18 protein-coding genes are annotated in these 17,413 nt (G+C 34.0%); all 18 read left to right on the top strand.

All coding sequences use genetic code 11. From position 1 onward, the window contains the following. The first annotated feature begins 35 nt into the window (after positions 1-35). The 18 genes from E0H99_RS01430 to E0H99_RS01345 all read left to right on the top strand — a co-directional run bounded on the left by E0H99_RS01430 (position 36) and on the right by E0H99_RS01345 (position 17,396). Complete coding sequence (locus E0H99_RS01430; RefSeq protein ID WP_165930250.1) at positions 36-734, top strand: ABC transporter ATP-binding protein; 699 nt, start codon at positions 36-38, stop codon at positions 732-734. Next, complete coding sequence (locus tag E0H99_RS01425; protein ID WP_131990468.1) at positions 724-2,007, top strand: ABC transporter permease; 1,284 nt, start codon at positions 724-726, stop codon at positions 2,005-2,007. Before E0H99_RS01430 ends, E0H99_RS01425 begins: the two co-directional genes overlap by 11 nt. Beyond that, the gene (locus tag E0H99_RS01420; RefSeq protein WP_131990467.1) at positions 1,982-2,431 is read left to right on the top strand and encodes an acyl-CoA thioesterase; all 450 of its coding nucleotides are present in this window, start codon (positions 1,982-1,984) and stop codon (positions 2,429-2,431) included. The genes E0H99_RS01425 and E0H99_RS01420 overlap by 26 nt, the downstream gene beginning before the upstream one ends. A 4-nt stretch (positions 2,432-2,435) precedes the next feature. Beyond that, positions 2,436-3,575, top strand: a complete 1,140-nt coding sequence (locus E0H99_RS01415; protein WP_131990466.1) for a beta-ketoacyl synthase N-terminal-like domain-containing protein — start codon at positions 2,436-2,438, stop codon at positions 3,573-3,575. Next, positions 3,575-4,192: a 3-oxoacyl-ACP synthase gene (locus E0H99_RS01410; RefSeq protein ID WP_131990465.1), complete on the top strand. Its 618-nt coding sequence runs from the start codon at positions 3,575-3,577 to the stop codon at positions 4,190-4,192. Before E0H99_RS01415 ends, E0H99_RS01410 begins: the two co-directional genes overlap by 1 nt. Before the next feature lie 3 nt (positions 4,193-4,195). After that, positions 4,196-4,453 carry a phosphopantetheine-binding protein gene (locus tag E0H99_RS01405; protein WP_131990464.1) on the top strand — a complete coding sequence of 86 codons (258 nt, stop codon included), beginning with the start codon at positions 4,196-4,198 and terminating at the stop codon, positions 4,451-4,453. Positions 4,454-4,622: 169 nt separating this feature from the next. Beyond that, entirely contained in the window at positions 4,623-5,825 is a 1,203-nt protein-coding gene (locus E0H99_RS01400) for a beta-ketoacyl-[acyl-carrier-protein] synthase family protein (protein ID WP_131990463.1), read from the top strand. Continuing rightward, positions 5,822-6,886, top strand: coding sequence for a beta-ketoacyl synthase chain length factor (locus E0H99_RS01395; protein ID WP_131990462.1), 1,065 nt, complete (start codon positions 5,822-5,824; stop codon positions 6,884-6,886). The genes E0H99_RS01400 and E0H99_RS01395 overlap by 4 nt, the downstream gene beginning before the upstream one ends. Positions 6,887-6,939: 53 nt before the next feature. After that, positions 6,940-7,656: a polysaccharide deacetylase family protein gene (locus tag E0H99_RS01390; RefSeq protein WP_240723422.1), complete on the top strand. Its 717-nt coding sequence runs from the start codon at positions 6,940-6,942 to the stop codon at positions 7,654-7,656. Further along, a complete protein-coding gene (locus E0H99_RS01385; RefSeq protein ID WP_131990460.1) occupies positions 7,646-8,281 on the top strand; it encodes an outer membrane lipoprotein carrier protein LolA in 636 nt (211 codons plus the stop codon). The genes E0H99_RS01390 and E0H99_RS01385 overlap by 11 nt, the downstream gene beginning before the upstream one ends. Next, positions 8,247-8,885: a hypothetical protein gene (locus E0H99_RS01380; protein ID WP_165930242.1), complete on the top strand. Its 639-nt coding sequence runs from the start codon at positions 8,247-8,249 to the stop codon at positions 8,883-8,885. The genes E0H99_RS01385 and E0H99_RS01380 overlap by 35 nt, the downstream gene beginning before the upstream one ends. 5 nt (positions 8,886-8,890) lie before the next feature. Continuing rightward, the gene (locus tag E0H99_RS01375) at positions 8,891-9,472 is read left to right on the top strand and encodes an outer membrane beta-barrel protein (RefSeq protein WP_131990459.1); all 582 of its coding nucleotides are present in this window, start codon (positions 8,891-8,893) and stop codon (positions 9,470-9,472) included. Between the two features lie 14 nt (positions 9,473-9,486). Then, positions 9,487-10,128, top strand: coding sequence for an outer membrane beta-barrel protein (locus E0H99_RS01370; protein ID WP_131990458.1), 642 nt, complete (start codon positions 9,487-9,489; stop codon positions 10,126-10,128). A 5-nt stretch (positions 10,129-10,133) separates the two neighbouring features. Beyond that, positions 10,134-10,511 (top strand): 3-hydroxyacyl-ACP dehydratase, encoded by a 378-nt coding sequence (locus E0H99_RS01365; RefSeq protein ID WP_131990457.1) that lies wholly within the window; start codon positions 10,134-10,136, stop codon positions 10,509-10,511. After that, positions 10,508-10,993, top strand: a complete 486-nt coding sequence (locus E0H99_RS01360) for a hypothetical protein (RefSeq protein WP_131990456.1) — start codon at positions 10,508-10,510, stop codon at positions 10,991-10,993. The genes E0H99_RS01365 and E0H99_RS01360 overlap by 4 nt, the downstream gene beginning before the upstream one ends. Positions 10,994-11,010: 17 nt before the next feature. Further along, positions 11,011-12,192, top strand: coding sequence for a DUF2062 domain-containing protein (locus E0H99_RS01355; protein WP_131990455.1), 1,182 nt, complete (start codon positions 11,011-11,013; stop codon positions 12,190-12,192). Positions 12,193-12,195: 3 nt separating this feature from the next. Continuing rightward, positions 12,196-15,882 (top strand): 1-acyl-sn-glycerol-3-phosphate acyltransferase, encoded by a 3,687-nt coding sequence (locus E0H99_RS01350; RefSeq protein WP_131990454.1) that lies wholly within the window; start codon positions 12,196-12,198, stop codon positions 15,880-15,882. Beyond that, a complete protein-coding gene (locus E0H99_RS01345) occupies positions 15,879-17,396 on the top strand; it encodes a phytoene desaturase family protein (RefSeq protein ID WP_131990453.1) in 1,518 nt (505 codons plus the stop codon). Before E0H99_RS01350 ends, E0H99_RS01345 begins: the two co-directional genes overlap by 4 nt. The last annotated feature ends 17 nt before the right edge of the window (positions 17,397-17,413 follow it).

The raw sequence follows: 17,413 nt of genomic DNA, 5'->3' as shown, positions 1-17,413 counted from the left end.
TATCAAATCTATCTAAAAAGTACAAAGATGCCGAAATGTATTCTTTGAATGACTTTACTTTATCTATAAATGAAGGTGAAATCTTTGGATTATTGGGACCAAATGGCGCTGGAAAAACTACATTAATTTCGATGCTTTGCGGTTTAATAAAACCAACTTCGGGGAGTTTTACGATCGCTAATCTGACGTATGCCAAAAATGCAAATGATATCAAAAAAATTATTGGAGTTGTTCCTCAAGAATATGCGCTGTACCCCACATTAACCGCAAGGGAAAACCTATTGTATTTTGGAAGCATGTATGGCTTGAAAGGTGATATTCTAAAAGATAAAGTAATCGAAAGTCTTGATTTTCTTGGTCTATTAAAATTTGCCGATAAGCGTATAGAAACTTTCTCTGGAGGAATGAAACGCCGTGTAAACTTGATTGCAGGAATTTTGCACAATCCAAAAGTCCTTTTTTTGGATGAACCAACCGTTGGTGTTGATGTACAATCAAAAAATGCGATTATTGATTATTTAAAAGAACTAAACAATAGCGGAACAACCATCATTTATACTTCACATCATTTATCTGAAGCCGAAGATTTTTGTACCGATATTGCCATTATAGATCGAGGTGAAATTTATGCAGAAGGCACACCAATGGGTTTAATAACAGCCACGGCAAATGCCAAAAATCTAGAAGATGTTTTTATTGCTTTAACCGGAAATGAATTGAGAGATGATATATAAACTGTACCGATCGGTTTACAAAGAATTTCTGCTGTTAAAAAGAGATTTAGGCGGAGTAATCATTCTGTTTATCATGCCTTTGGTGTTGATAATTATGGTTACTTTAATTCAAGACAATACACTAAAAAACATAAGCAATACAAAAATCCCCATTCTATTGGTCGATAATGACAAAGGGAAGGTGTCGAAAACCGTTTTTGAAAATTTACAAAAAAGCGAAGTATTTAGTGTCGTTACTCAAATTGATAACGAACCATTGACAGAAGCACTTGCCAAAGAAGCTGTCTTTAAAGGTAAATACCAATTGGCAATTATCATTCCTTCTCGCTTAAGTTTGGATTTGCAGGTTAAAATTGATCAGAACGTCGAGAAAATAGTGAGCAGTTTAGGATTTACAGACAGTTTAGCAATACCGAAAAACACTAAAATTGTCAATCAAAAAGAAGTAAAACTTTATTTTGATCCAGCTACGCAAATGAGTTTCAAAAATGCCGTAATGAGTTCTATTGATAAGATGATTTCGCAAATAGAAACACATTCTATATACACTGCTTTTCAAGAGCAACTGGGCGAAGGCACTGCAAGTTTTGAACAGAAAAGCTTCATTACTTTCAAAGAAATAATTCCAAGGGTAAACAATAAAGAAATAATTCCAAATTCGGTGCAACATAACGTTCCTGCTTGGACACTTTTTGCCATCTTTTTTATTGTAATTCCGTTGTCTATCAACATTGTCAAAGAAAAAACACAGGGAACTTTCGTTCGTTTGCGCACCAATCCTGTTCCCAATAGTATCGTTTTAGCAGGAAAAACAATAACCTATCTCATCATTTGTATGATTCAATTTTACATGATGGTGGCGGTGGCCTTATTCCTATTTCCTCATATCGGATTACCATCACTTAATATTGAAGGCAATTTATTTTTGATGAGCATTGTCGCTTTATTTTCAGGTTTTGCGGCTATTGGCTTCGGAATTTTAATAGGAACCGTTGCTAAAACCCAAGAACAATCAGCACCGTTTGGAGCGACTGCCACCATTATTTTAGCAGCAATTGGAGGTGTTTGGGTTCCCGTTTTTGCAATGCCAAAAGTGATGCAAATCATAGCGCAATCTTCACCAATGAATTGGGGATTGAATGCGTTCTACGATGTACTGTTACGCAATGCCGGTATCCTAGATATTTTACCGGAAATAAGTTTGTTGTTTTTGTTTTTCGTAATTACCATAACCATTGCATTATTGTATGATAAAAAGAAAAGATCCGTATAACGAAGCCACCGCTTTGACCGTTTCTCAAGAAATTAGAGTACGTTTCAACGAAACCGACCCGCTCGGAATTGTATGGCACGGCTATTATATTACGTATTTTGAAGATGGTCGTGAAGCATTTGGTCGGCAACATGGGATTTCATATCTCGATGTTTTCGATAGCGGGTTTACAACTCCCATCGTAAAATCGACTTGTGAGCATAAATTATCATTGCGTTATGGGGATGTGGCTCGAATAGAAACCACAATTGTAGATACGCCTGCAGCAAAAATGATTTTTAGATATACTATTTTTGACGCCAAAAATGAAATTGCTTGTACTGGTGAAACTGTTCAAGTTTTCTTAGACAACAAAGGAGAATTAATGTTGACCAACCCCCCATTTTACGAAGAATGGAAGCGTAAAGTTGGATTACTAAAATAAGAAAATGCTAAAAGAAGTTTATATAACCGAAACGAATTGCATCACACCCATTGGGTTTGATGTCGCCACTAATATCAAAAATATTGACGGCGGAATTTCGGGTATTCAATTGCATCAAGATTCTGGGTTAATGAAAGATCCTTTTTATGCTTCAATAATTGAGGATGAGAAATTAAATACGGCTTTCGCCAAAATTACTCCCGCACAAAATTATACAAGGTTAGAAAAAATGATGATTTTGGCATTGCAACCCATTGTTGAAAAATCAAAGTTAGATTTAAACGAAAAATCAGCCTTTATACTTTCTACCACCAAAGGAAATATTACTGCTTTAGAAAACCCAACTGAAGAAAATATTGCAAAAGCACATTTGCATCAACTAGCCAAAACTATTGCTGATTTTTTTGGATTTGCAACTGAACCTATTGTAGTTTCAAATGCCTGCGTATCGGGAGTTTTAGCAATTTCGGTTGCCAAAAGATTAATTCAAAGCGGCATGTACGACAATGCATTTGTCGTTGCTGGCGATGAGGTTTCGGAGTTTGTTTTGTCGGGATTTAATTCCTTTCAAGCCATGAGCGATTTGCCCTGTAAACCGTATTCCAAAAATAGAAATGGAGTAACGCTTGGAGAAGCTGCTGTAGCAGTTTTGGTTTCATCGAATAAAGAAAATGCTAAAATAAAAATCATCGGTGATGGTTCTATCAACGATGCTAATCATATTTCGGGGCCTTCAAGAACAGGTGAAGGACTTTTTAGAAGTATTGAAAGTGCTTTGGCGGAAGCCGAAATAAATCCAAATCAAATTGATTATATTTCTGCTCACGGAACGGCAACTCCTTTCAATGACGAAATGGAAGCGATTGCATTTAATAGATTGGGACTTGAAAATGTTCCCGTTAATAGTTTGAAAGGGTATTATGGACATACTTTGGGAGCATCCGGATTGCTGGAAACCGTCATCGGAATCCAGTCGGTTCTGGAAAGTAAATTGTTTGCTTCTTTTGGATTTGATGAATTGGGAGTAAGCCAATCCATAAACATCATTAAAAAAAGTGAAACTAAAAACAGTCATTATTTTCTAAAAACAGCATCGGGTTTTGGAGGTTGTAACACGGCGGTTTTATTCGAAAAAGTAAACTAATGACAGCAAAGAAAACCTATATACAATCTTTTTGTAGCATTCAGAATAACGAAATTATTCTGAACGGAGAAACCGTTTTCAATACAGAACCTACTGTGTTTTCTGATTTTTCAAAGAAGGCCTACCAAAATTTCGAAATGAATTATCCGAAATTTTTTAAAATGGATAGTTTGAGCAAGCTTGCTTTCTTAGGAGCTGAAATGCTTTTGAGGAAAGAAATTGATGCTACAAAAGAGAACAATATTGCCTTGTTATTTGCCAATAAATCATCAAGTTTGGATACGGATGTGAAATTCCAAAACTCTATTTCCGACAAGGAAAATTATTATCCGAGTCCTGCGGTTTTTGTTTACACATTGCCCAATATTTGTTTGGGGGAAATTAGTATTCGGCATCAACTGAAAAGTGAAAATTCTTTCTTTATATTTGAAGCCTTCAATCCAGTATTTATGGTGAATTATGCAAACGTGTTGTTGAACACAAAAAAAGCGGATAAAGTACTTTGCGGTTGGGTAGAATATTACAATGAAGAATCCAAAGCCTTTCTCTATTTAGTAGGTACAGAGGGAAACACAGAACATCAAAAAGAAACAGTAGAAAAATTATATAATAAATAAATTATGGAAGCATTAAAGCAGGAATTAAAAGAAAAAATAATAGCAGTTTTGAATTTAGAAGACATTAATTTGGAAGACATCAACGACAATGACCCTTTATTTGGCGATGGATTAGGACTGGATTCTATCGATGCATTAGAGCTTATCGTTATGTTGGATAAAGATTATGGAATCAAATTAGTCGATCCAAAAGAAGGGAAAGTTATCTTTCAATCTATTGAAACGATGGGGAATTATATTAAAGAGAATAGAACTAAATAATTTAGATTTTAGATTAACGATTTTAGAATTAATAGCTACAGATTTTTACAAAAAATCGATTAAATCTAATCTTTTCGAAAATTTTAAATTTACGATAAATCAAAAATCGTTACCCGAGCCTGAAAGAGCGAACAGGCGAAGCAATCAACATTCAAAAATCAGAAATCCAATGAACAAAGGAGTTGCCATAACTGGAATGGGAATTATCTCTGCTATCGGGAATACGGTAGAAGAAAATTATTTTTCATTAGTGAATAATAAAGTGGCTATTACATCTATAGAAAACATTCCTACGGTTCATAAAGCAGTAATTAAGGTTGGGGAAATAAAGAAAACTAACCAACAATTAGCAGATGAATTGCAACTTGCTGCGGATAATAATTTCTCCAGAACAGCTTTGCTTGGGACAATTGCTGCTAAACAAGCTGTACAAAATGCAGGAATTAGTTCGATTAATGAATACAGAACGGGATTAATTTCGGCAACAAGTGTTGGCGGTATGGACATGACCGAAACACATTATTATGATTATTTTGAAAATGAAAATCTTGTAAAATACATCAGCTGTCATGAAGGTGGTGATGTGGCTCACAAAATTGCCGATGAGCTGGGTTTACAAGGAATGGTAACCACTATAAGTACCGCTTGTTCCTCGGCTGCCAATGCGATTATGCTTGGCGCACGATTGATAAAAACAGGAAAACTGGATCGAGTAATTGTTGGCGGAACCGATGCTTTGGCAAAATTTACGATCAACGGATTCAAAACGCTAATGATTTTATCGGATGGGTATAATATGCCATTTGATAATGACAGAAAAGGATTAAATCTGGGAGAAGCAGCCGCTTATTTGGTTTTAGAATCCGATGTGATTGTTGAGAAAGAAAACAAAAAAGTCTTGGCCCGTGTTTCTGGATATGGAAATGCAAACGACGCTTTTCATCAAACTGCCTCATCAGAAAACGGAGACGGTGCTTTTCTGGCTATGGAAAAAGCATTTCAGGTTGCGAATTTAAAATCGGAACAAATTGATTATATCAATGTTCATGGAACGGCAACGCCCAATAATGATTTGTCCGAAGGAAGAGCCATTATGCGGATTTTTGGAGAAAATAAAACACCTGATTTCAGTTCCACCAAACCGTTTACAGGACATACTTTGGCCGCTGCGGCCGCCATTGAAGCCGTTTACAGCGTTTTGGCAATTCAGAACAATGTGGTTTTTCCTAATCTGAATTTTAAAACCCCGATGGAAGAATTTAATTTAGTACCACAAACGACTTTAAAACATAAAAATATTGAACATGTTTTGTCGAATTCTTTTGGATTTGGCGGGAATTGTTCTACTCTTATATTTTCCAAAAGCATATGAGAAAGACGTATATCAATGGGGTAGGTTGCATTTCGGCTCAAAAAACTGTTGACACTGTTTTTTTGGAAGAAGCGGAGTTAAATGAAAGCGGCACGATACTGCCGTTAAAAATTCCTGTTTACAAAGATTTTATTTCGCCGGTTGCTATCAGAAGAATGGCAAAAGGGGTAAAAAACGGAATTGTGGCTTCAGCATTGGCAATGAAAGAGGCAAAAGTAACAACCGTTGACGCGATTATTACTGGAACAGGAATGGGTTGCATCGAAGATTCGGAGAAGTTTCTAAAAACGATTCTTGAAAATAAGGAGGAATTCTTAACGCCAACCTCTTTTATCCAATCGACACACAATACTGTTGGCGCTCAAATAGCTTTGGGATTGCAGTGTAAGGCGTATAATTTAACGTACGTAAATGGTTCGGTTTCTTTTGAATCGGCTCTTTTGGATGCAAAAATGAAAATGGAAGAAGAGGAAGCATCAACCGTTTTAATTGGCGGTATTGACGAAATTGCCGATTATACAACTTCCCTTTTCAAATTGGCCGGATTTATAAAGAAAGAAAATCAAAGTCCTTATCGAGTTTTAAACTCAACTACAAAAGGAGCTGTTCATGGGGAAGGGGCCATTTTTTTTGCTTTGGAAAACAAAAAAAAAGAGAATACTTATGCTGAAGTTTTGGATATTGAAATCCTGAATAAACTGAAAGTAGAGGTTCTTGAAGATAAAATCAAAACTTTTTTGAATGCGAATTCATTGCAAATTTCTGATATTGATGCAGTTATTTTAGGTTACAATGGCGATGTCGAATATGATACGTATTACAATACTCTTTCGGAAAATGCTTTTGTAAATACGCCACAGGTTTATTACAAACATTTGTGCGGAGAATTCAATACCGCATCTGCATTTGGATTGTGGGTGGGTGCAAAAATCATCAAAACACAACAAATCCCTGAAATTTTAAAAGTAAATACCCTAGAAAATACAGAATATAAAACGATCCTTTTATACAATCAATACAAAGGAATTGACCATAGTTTTACTTTAATTTCAAGATGTTGAAACATAAAATAACAACGATTTTTTTTATAACGATTTTAATACTACTGGCTCTTTTGAGTTTTTTTGTAACAATTGAAACTACGTATTTTGTTGGTATTGGTTTTATTTGGTTTTTAATTGTAATGATTGGCTCTTCATTTATTTCTTCCAATTATCATGTAAAAGCCTATTGCAATAATCCTTCGGAAAAAGAAAAGAAAATAGCCTTAACATTTGATGATGGTCCAGATGAAATGACTTTGTTGGTTTTGGATTTATTAAAAAGATACGATGCCAAAGCCACTTTTTTTTGCATTGGAAAAAAGATCGAAAAACATCCTGAAATTCTCAAACGCATTGTCGCCGAAGGACATCTTGTGGGAAATCATTCGTTCAGTCATTCTCATTTTTTTGATTTTTATGGAAAAAATAAAGTAACAGAAGAATTACAAAAAACAAATGCGCTAATTGAGAAAATTTCGGGAAAGAAAACACAGCTTTTTCGCCCTCCCTACGGAGTTACAAATCCCTCCATTCGTCGTGCTTTAGAAATTACAAAACATAAAGCAATTGGCTGGAATATCAGATCTTTGGACGGTGTGATTAAAAACGAAAAAAAGATTTTTGATAGAATTATAAAACGTGTAAAGCCGGGTGGAATTGTACTTTTGCACGATACGTCTATGCATTCCGTAAATGTCTTGGAACAATTTTTGCAGTTTTTGCAAAAAAATAATTATACGGTTGTTTCGTTAGAACAACTTTTGAATATAGAAGCTTATGAAAACTAAAACCTATTTGTTAGTATTATTTTTATGCCTTTGTAACTGGTTTTCGTTTGCCCAGGAACAAAAAATGACCGAAAGCGAAATTGTTGCTTTCAAACAATCAGTTGCCGTTGTTTCTAAAAAAATAAAGTCTTTAAGCACTGATTTTACACAATACAAACACATGGCTTTTTTGTCGAAAGACATTGAAACTTCGGGGAGAATGGTTTTTAAAGAACCAAGTTTATTACAGTGGCAATATAAAAAGCCATACAGTTATTCGATCATTTTTAAGAATGGAAAAATTCTGATTAATGACGAAGGGAAGAAAAGTGCCGTTAATGTAGGAAACAGCAAAATATTTGCAAAAATCAACAAGCTTATAGTTGGTAGTGTAAGCGGAGATATGTTTGATGACAAAGAATTTACGATAAGCTATTTCAAAAATAAAGGACAAAATATTACCAAGTTCATTCCAAAAGATGCTACACTAAAAAAATATATCAAACAAATTGAATTGACTTTTGATAAAGAAGATGCGACCGTGGTTCAAGTAAAACTAATGGAATCCGCAGAGGATTTTACCCGAATTGTACTAAAAAATAAAGTGATAAATGCTAAAATCGACGATTCTTTTTTTACGAATTAGTTGTTTACTAATTCTTGTTTTGTCTTCTTGCGCAACAAATACAGTTGTAAAAGATTTTACCCCTGCAACTTTTGAAATAACAACCTTTGTAGCTCCATATTTTTCAAATCCGGAAATCGATTATGTGTATAAAGCGAATATAACCGTTTATGGAAATGAATTGACGGGGATTTTTATCGCAAAAAAGATAAATGATACCACGCACAGAGTCGTTTTTACGACTGAATTCGGCAATAAATTATTGGATTTTGAAATTTCGGAAACCGATTTTAAAGTCAATTCAATTGTGGAAGAATTAGATAAAAAAATCCTTGTCAATACTCTAAAAACAGATTTCAGGTTGCTTCTTAGAAACCAATTTTTGATTAATGAGCAATTCGAGAATGCAACCGATAAAGTTTATAAATCCAAAGATGGAAATCGATTTAACACCCTTTTTGTATCAAAAGTTGGCGAAAAGTTATACAAAATTGTGCATTCTTCTAAAACAAAAGAAAAAATAAACATCAATTTTGTTTCAGAAAACAATATTTTTGCGGAAAAGATTGTCATTCAACATCAAAATATAAAACTAAGAATAGAACTCAATTATTTTAAACAATAAACAATATGAAAAAAGGATTTTTCATCGCACTCTGTGTCTTTTTCGGAATTGCTCAAACACAAGCTCAAGTTACTTTCAAACCAGGATTAAGAGCCGGTTTGAACTTCTCGCATTTTACAAAAGGAGATAATTATTATTCTTCTAGTTATGACCCTGCAAGTGGTGGTAGTAATGCCAACTTTACAACGAAAACAGATTTTTATATTGCATTTTATGGTGCTTTAAAACTCACTAAATATTATACTTTACAGCCTGAGATTGAATACTCCAAGCAAGGCTCAAAATATAATGGGAATACCAACTTGAATGTCAATTATTTGTCTTTAAAGATGCTGAATAAATTCACTTTTAATGATCAGTTTAATATTCATGTTGGTCCAACAATTGATTTTGTGGTAGATAATAATTTTGACACCGATAGCGATGTTGATTTGGCTTTCGTATTGGGCGCGGGATATAATTTCAATTCAAATTTTGGAATAGAAGCAAGAGTAAAAAAAGGAATTGTTCCTGTAATAGATACGGATGTTAACCATATGAATGTTGTTTTCCAATTGGGGGCAACGTACACATTTGATGTGAAATAACATAAAAATATAAAATGTCTAAAAAAGGATTTATTATTGCCGTTTTTGCACTTTTAGGAGTCGCACAAGTTCAAGCCCAAGTAACTTTCAAGCCCGGTATACAAATAGGCTTAAATTTTTCAAAAATACAAAATGCAAATCTTAGCACAAAAACGGATTTCTATCTTGGGGCTTTTGGAGCATTAAAGCTTTCCAAGTTTTATACCTTACAGCCTGAATTAGTTTATTCGAGACAAGGAGGTAAAGGGAAGGTCGATGGCTTTTATTACGAGCAAGTTTCTCCATTTGAAATCAACACTGTATATGAAGAAAGAGATGCTGATATTTCATTGCAATACCTATCCTTTGTAACTATTAATAAATTTAATTTATACAAGAACTTCTATATTCTAGTGGGTCCATGTTTTGACATACTAGTTGGAAATGACTTTAAAATTGATAAGAATAAAGACTTTAATGCAAATGTTTCCAAGGGTGAGGATATCGATTTTGGTATTATAGGAGGAGTAGGCTTTAGTTTACCAAAAGGGATTTCTTTAGAAGCAAGAATTAAAAAAGGGACTAGAGACGTTTTTGATGACAACACTGGCAGTGCAAATGTAAACTCAAATCTAGTTTATCAAATAGGAGCAACGTATACTTTCGGATTAAATTAAATAACATGCTATTAAAAGATTTCTACAAAATACTTTCATTAGAAAAAACCGATACTCAAAAGTATTCGGCTACTATTTTAATTAATGAAAAACATGAGATTTTTAAAGGACATTTTCCTGGAAATCCAATTATGCCGGGAGTCTGTATGATGCAAATTATCAAAGAACTAACAGAACAAATAGCTGAAAGCAGTTTGATGATGCAAACACTTACGAATGTTAAGTTCATGGCTTTAATCAATCCGGATGTCACGTCTGAATTGCGTTTAGAATTGGATGTTGTAATTTCGGAAGACGGCTTAGTAAAAGTAAAAAATACGACCTTTTTTAATGAAACGATAGCACTAAAATTAAGTAGTGTTTACAAAAAAACAGCATCATGAAATTGTTCTTCTCATTAGTTCTACTGATTAATTTTTTTTCTAATCCTGAGCTTTCAGAAATTAGAAAATTATACCTAAATGCGGTGAATTCAGAAAGTTTATCAAAAGAATTATTCTCAAAACTTGCGTGTATTACAAATGATGACAATAAAACACTGCTAGCTTACAAAGGCGCATCGATAATATTGCTGTCGAAATCCGCAAAAAAAGTTGCGGATAAAACGAAAGCTTTTAAAGAAGGCGCAAAACTGGTTGAATTTGCTGTAGCAAACGAACCGAATGCTATAGAAATCCGATTAATTCGTTTGAGTATTCAGGAAAACGTGCCTAAAATTGTAAAATATAATAAAAACATAAAAGAAGATAAGCATTTCATATTGACCCATTATAAGGAGCAATCTGCCGCTTTAAAAGAATATGTGAAAAATTTCATTATGCAATCCAAAAGCTTTTCAGCAATAGAAAAACAAACTGTCAAATAGTTAGCAGCGATAAATAAATGGAAGGTATTTTATATGATATTGACAGTGTCAATCGACTGAAAGTTTGTGTTATTGTACCCACGTATAATAACTGTAAAACGGTAAAACGAGTTCTCGATTCTATTTTGCATTATACTTCAAATATTATTATTGTTAACGACGGTTCCACTGATGAAACGGCTCGGATTTTAGAGGATTATACCCAACTGGTTCAAATATATTTTCCTGAAAATAGTGGAAAAGGATTGGCGTTGCGAGCGGGTTTTAAAAAAGCAAAAGAATTAAATTACAATTACGCTATAACTATTGATTCGGATGGCCAGCATTTTGCGTCGGACATCCCGAAATTCATTGATGCGCTAGAAAGTGAAGGCGAAGTTTTACTGATAGGAAGCCGTAATATGATGCAGGAAGGCGTTCCTAAGAAAAGTAATTTTGGTAATAAATTTTCTAATTTTTGGTTTTGGTTTGAAACTGGAATCCGATTGGAAGACACTCAGTCGGGTTATCGAATGTATCCGTTACAAAGCATTCCTGTCAATTATTTCACTCCCAAATTTGAATTTGAGATTGAAGTTATTGTCCGTTCTGCTTGGAAAGGCATTCGGGTGAAGAATATTCCAATTCAGGTCTTGTATGATCCAACGGAACGAGTTTCTCATTTTCGACCCTTCCGTGATTTTACTCGAATTAGCATTCTGAATACTGTTTTTGTTTTCATCACGCTTTTATATATCAAACCGAGAGATTTTTTCCGTAGCCTAAAAAAAAAAGGAATCAGGAAGTTTTTTCTGGAAAATATCCTGGAAAGCAATGATTCTAATGCAAGAAAATCATTTTCGATTGCACTAGGTGTTTTTGTAGGAATCTCACCGTTTTGGGGATTTCAAACGGTTCTTGTTCTGTTTTTGGCGGTTGTATTTAAACTGAATAAAGCCATTTCGTTTACTTTTTCCAACATCAGTTTTCCCCCGCTGATTCCTTTTATTATTTATGGGTCATTGAAAATTGGCGGCTATTTTAGTAACAATAAAACGCATTTATTTTTAGACACTTCCATGACTTTTTCCGATATTCAGAATAATATTCACCAATATCTCGTTGGAAGTTTTATTTTAGCCATTATGATGTCAATAATTTTTGGTCTTTCGGGTTATTTTGCATTGACGCTTTTTAGTACTTTTAAAATTAAAAAATAAAGAATGCACCATTATTTTTTTGCCATTCATTCCTTTGTGAATAGAAGGAAATTCCTTTCTATTGGAATTGCATCAGTCGTACTTATTGTATTTGGTTTTTTCGCTTCCAAGATTAAATTTAGTGAAGACATTACCAAATTAATTCCGACCAACGAGAAATCGGATGTTACTGCAAAAGTTTTAAACCAATTGAATTTTGCCGATAAAATCACCGTTACGATTCATCTTGAAAAAGAAGGAACTTCGGAGGATTTAGCCGAATATGCCCATGCTTTTTTAGACAGCGTTTCCAAGGAATGTAAACCTTATATTAATTCCATTCAGGGAAAAATTGACGAAGAAAATATTCAGGAAACAATGGATTTTGTATATAGCAATTTGCCGTTATTTTTAGATGAAAAAGATTATGCAACCATTCAAAATAAATTGAAAAAAGACAGTCTTGCGAATAGCGTTGCCGGCAATTACAAAACCTTAATTTCGCCAACAGGGATTGTTGCCAAAGATTTTATACTTCAAGATCCGTTGGGAATTTCTTTTATTGCATTAAAAAAACTGCAACAGCTCAATATAGGAGATGATTTTCAGTTGGAAAACGGCTTTGTAATGACCAAAGACAAAAAGAAATTACTCTTGTTTATTACGCCCGCTTTGCCATCGAGTGAAACAGAAAAAAATACTTTTTTTGTTGCCAGACTCAACGCGATAAAAGACCATTTAAATCATCGGTTTAAAAACAAAGCACAAGCAAGTTATTTTGGATCAACACTTATTGCAGTTGCCAATGCCAATCAGATTAAGAGCGATATCATTATGACAACCACTGTTGCGATGATTACGTTAATGTTGATTTTAATTCTGTTTTATAGAAAAATATACATTCCGCTGATTGTTTTTTTGCCGACTGTTTTCGGCGGACTTTTTGCCATTGCGTTATTGTATTTTGTCAAAGGTACGATTTCGGCAATTTCGTTGGGAATTGGCTCGATTTTACTGGGAATCACCATCGATTATTCGCTGCATATTCTCACGCATTATAAACATAACAGTGACGTAAAAACTTTATATAGAGACATTACAATGCCTTTAATTATGAGTAGCACAACGACAGCTGTTGCTTTTTTATGTTTGCTTTTCGTAAAGTCGGAAGCATTGAATGATTTGGGAATTTTTGCGGCAACTATTGTAGTGGCTTCGGCGGTATTTTCATTGCTTTTTGTACCACATTTGTACAAACCCAAAGAAGAAAATTTTGGACACAAGAAAAACAGCATCAATAATCTGGCGAATTTCTCTTTTCATAAAAATAAATTCCTGATTGGGAGTTGTATCGTAATTATAATTGCCTGTTTTTTTACTTACGATAAAGTGGTTTTCAATAACGATTTATCGCAATTGAATTATGTTCCAAAAGAAATAAAAGCAGCAGAAAAAGAATTGGAAGAAAGCACTAATATTACTTCTAAATCAATTTACCTGGCTTCTTATGGCAATTCTATGGAGGAAGTTTTACAAAACAATAACAAGCTGTTTTCAAGTTTAGCAAAGGAAAAGTCAACCCGCAAAATTCTAAATTATAGCTCCATAGGCGGCATCGTGATTTCCGAAAAAGAACAACAAAAAAGAATCGATACTTGGAATTCCTTTTGGGATGAAAATAAGAAAGCAGATTTAAGGAGGGATTTAATTTCTGAAGGTACAAAATTCGGCTTCGAGCCGTCAACCCATCATATTTTTTTCGAGCATTTAAACAAGACTTTTAAACCGATTGCTTTTGAAGAATATGCACAGCTCAATGCCTTGCAACTTAAAGAATTTGTAACGGAAAAAAACGAATTTTTCACGATTTCGACTTTAGTAAAAGTTTCCAACGATCAACGGGATGCTTTTGTAAAATCAGTGTCATCTGAGCCACATTTAGTGGTTATTGATCGTCAGCAAATGAATGAGACTTTTCTTGGGGAACTCAAAACAGATTTCACTACACTAGTCAATTATTCTTTTATCGCTGTGGTTCTCATTTTATTTTTATTTTTCAGAAGAATAGAATTGGTCATCATCAGTTGTATTCCAATCGTTATTACTGGAGTTGTTACGGCAGGAATTATGGGTATTTTCAATATTCAACTGAATATTTTCAGCGTGATCGTTTGCACTTTAATTTTTGGACATGGTGTTGATTTCAGTATTTTTATGACTAGTGCATTGCAAAAAGAATATACCAATGGGAAAAACGAAATTGCGATTTACCGAACGTCAATAATTTTGGCGGCAATTACGACCATTTTAGGAATTGGTGCGTTGGTCTTTGCGAAACATCCGGCATTGATTTCGATTTCATCAGTCTCGCTGATCGGGGTTTTTGCCGCATTGATTATTACGTTTATTTTTTATCCAATTTTGTTCAAATTATTCTTGTCGAATAGACCCAAAAACGGAAAAGCACCATTCGAAATCAAAAGAGTATTGCATTCAATTTTGTCCTTCACGTATTATGGATTAGGGGGGTTTCTTTTATCTATTATCAGTGTTGTTTTGATGAAAATAATTCCAATTTCCCGAATAAAAAAGGAGAAAGCATTTCATTTTCTTATGTCGAAATTCATGCAATCGGTGTTAGTCTCCTATCCGTCGATTCGTAGAAAAATAATCAATACACAAAACGAAACTTTCGATAAACCTGTCGTAATCATTGCGAATCACACCTCGTTTTTAGATATTTTGGCGGTTGGAATGTTGAGTCCTAAAATCATATTTTTGGTAAGTGACTGGGTTTATAATTCCCCAATTTTTGGCAAAGGCGTTCGGTTAGCAGGATTTTATCCGGTTTCCAGCGGGATAGATAATGGTATTGAACATTTGAGAGCTAAAATTGATCAGGGATTTTCATTAATGGTTTTTCCGGAAGGAACGCGTTCCGTGGATAATACGATTAAACGTTTTCACAAAGGCGCCTTTTATTTGGCAGAACAATTTCAATTGGATATTGTCCCAGTGGTTATTCATGGCTATTCCGAAGTATTGCCTAAAGGTGATTTTGTTATTAATGGTGGGAAAACAACAGTAGAAATTTTAAAACGGATTGCTCCTGATGATGTTACTTTCGGTAAAGATTATTCAGAACGAACAAAGAAAATAAGCACTTTTTTTAAAGCACATTACAAAAAAATGCGTCAGGAATTAGAGGGAACGGACTATTTCAAAAAAATGATCATTAATAGTTTTGATTATAAAGAAGCCGAGGTCATACAAGCAGTTAAAAAGGATTTGCACAAGCATTTAGAGTTATATTATAGATTAATTAATGATATTTCCCCAAAGGCAAAAGTGCTGCATTTGGCGGATGATTACGGACAATTGGATGTGTTGCTTTCACTTCAGGAATCGCAAAGAAAAATCGTTTCTTATATTTCGGATGAAGAAAAAAGAGCGGTTGCCAAAATGAATTATATTGTAAAGAAAAGAAGTATTCACTATCTTGAAACTATTGAAAACTTTGGATCAAATAAATATGATGTGGTTTTGATTTCTGATCGACACCTCAAAATTAATTTGGAGGATATCGGAAATTTGGCAAAAACGATTATTCTAATAAATGCTCCAAATCTAAAAGACACCGTGTTGAGTTTTGGTTTTGATGTTGATATTGAAATTGAAAAAGGGATTATTTTAAGAAAGAACATGCGATGAAAGAGCATTATGATGTGGTTGTTATTGGAAGTGGATTAGGCGGATTAGTGTCTGCAATTATCTTGGCGAAAGAAGGGTACAGCGTATGTGTGCTCGAAAAAAACAATCAGTTTGGAGGAAATCTTCAAACTTTTGTTAGGGATAAAACGATTTTCGATACCGGAATACATTATATCGGAGGATTAAGTGAAGGTCAGAATTTGTATAAATATTTCAAATATTTAGGTATTATGGATGATTTGAAACTCAAAAAAATGGATGAGGATGGTTTTGACATTATTTCTTTTGAAGACGAGAATAAGGAATATCCGCATGCGCAAGGGTATGAAAATTTTGCAAATCAATTAGGGAACTATTTCCCCGAAGAAAAAGAATCGATTCAAAAATATTGTGACGAAATTACAAAAACCTGTGATTCATTTCCTTTGTATAATTTGAATTGGGAAGGGAAATACGACAGTGAAATATTGTCAATAAATGCTAAACAATATATAGATGAGCTAACGGATAATAAAAAATTAAGAGCCGTACTTGCGGGATCTAATTTTTTATATGCCGGAATTGAAGAAAAATCTCCTTTTTATGTCCATGCTTTATCCGTAAATTCGTATATTCAAAGTTCTTGGCGTTGCATCAATGGCGGAAGTCAAATTACCAAACAATTGATAAAACAGCTCAAAAAAAATGGCGGTGAAGTTTATAAACACAAAGAAGTTGTTCAGTTTGAGGTAGAAAATAATAAGGTGAATTCGGTTAAGATGAAAGATGGTACTGAAGTTTCAGCCCAGTTTTTTATATCTAATGTAGATCCTAAAACTACTTTGAAAATGGCAGGCAAGGATAATTTCAGAAAGTCATTTTACAACCGAATCCAGAGTTTAGAAGGCGGAATTTCTGCTTTTAGTTTGTATGTGGTTTTCAAACCAGAAACGTTCAGATACTTAAACCATAATTATTACCATTTTAAGGATAGCAATGAAGTTTGGACAGCACATGAGTATTCCGAGGAAACCTGGCCAAAAGCGTTTATGGCTTCGATGAATGCTTCCAAAAAACAGGAAGTTTGGGCTGATGGAATGACTTTTATCACCTATATGAAATTTGATGATTTAAAACCTTGGAAACAAACGTATAATACTGCTGCAGAGAAAGAAGATAGAGGCGAAAGTTACGAATCATTTAAAAATCGGAAATCCGAAAAATTTCTTCAGGGAATAGAACTTAAATTCCCGGGAATTAGAGATTGTATCCAGTCGGTACATACTTCGACACCACTTTCATACAGGGATTATATTGGCGGACACAACGGGAATATGTACGGTTATGAGAAAGATTCCAATAACCCGATGAAAACATTTATTGCTTCAAAAACCAAACTTGATAATTTATATTTGACTGGTCAAAGCATTAATATGCACGGTGTTTTAGGCGTTACAATTGGTGCAGTGGTAACCTGCTCGGAAATTGTGGGAAAAGAATATTTGGTTAATAAAATCAATCAGTTTTTGGAGTAAATGATAAATTAACGGAT

The sequence above is a fragment of the Flavobacterium sp. GT3P67 genome, assembly GCF_004349155.1.
GTDB lineage: Bacteria > Bacteroidota > Bacteroidia > Flavobacteriales > Flavobacteriaceae > Flavobacterium > Flavobacterium ranwuense.
The sequence above is the reverse complement of the archived record's forward strand: the minus strand, read 5'-3'. Positions and strand labels throughout refer to the sequence as shown.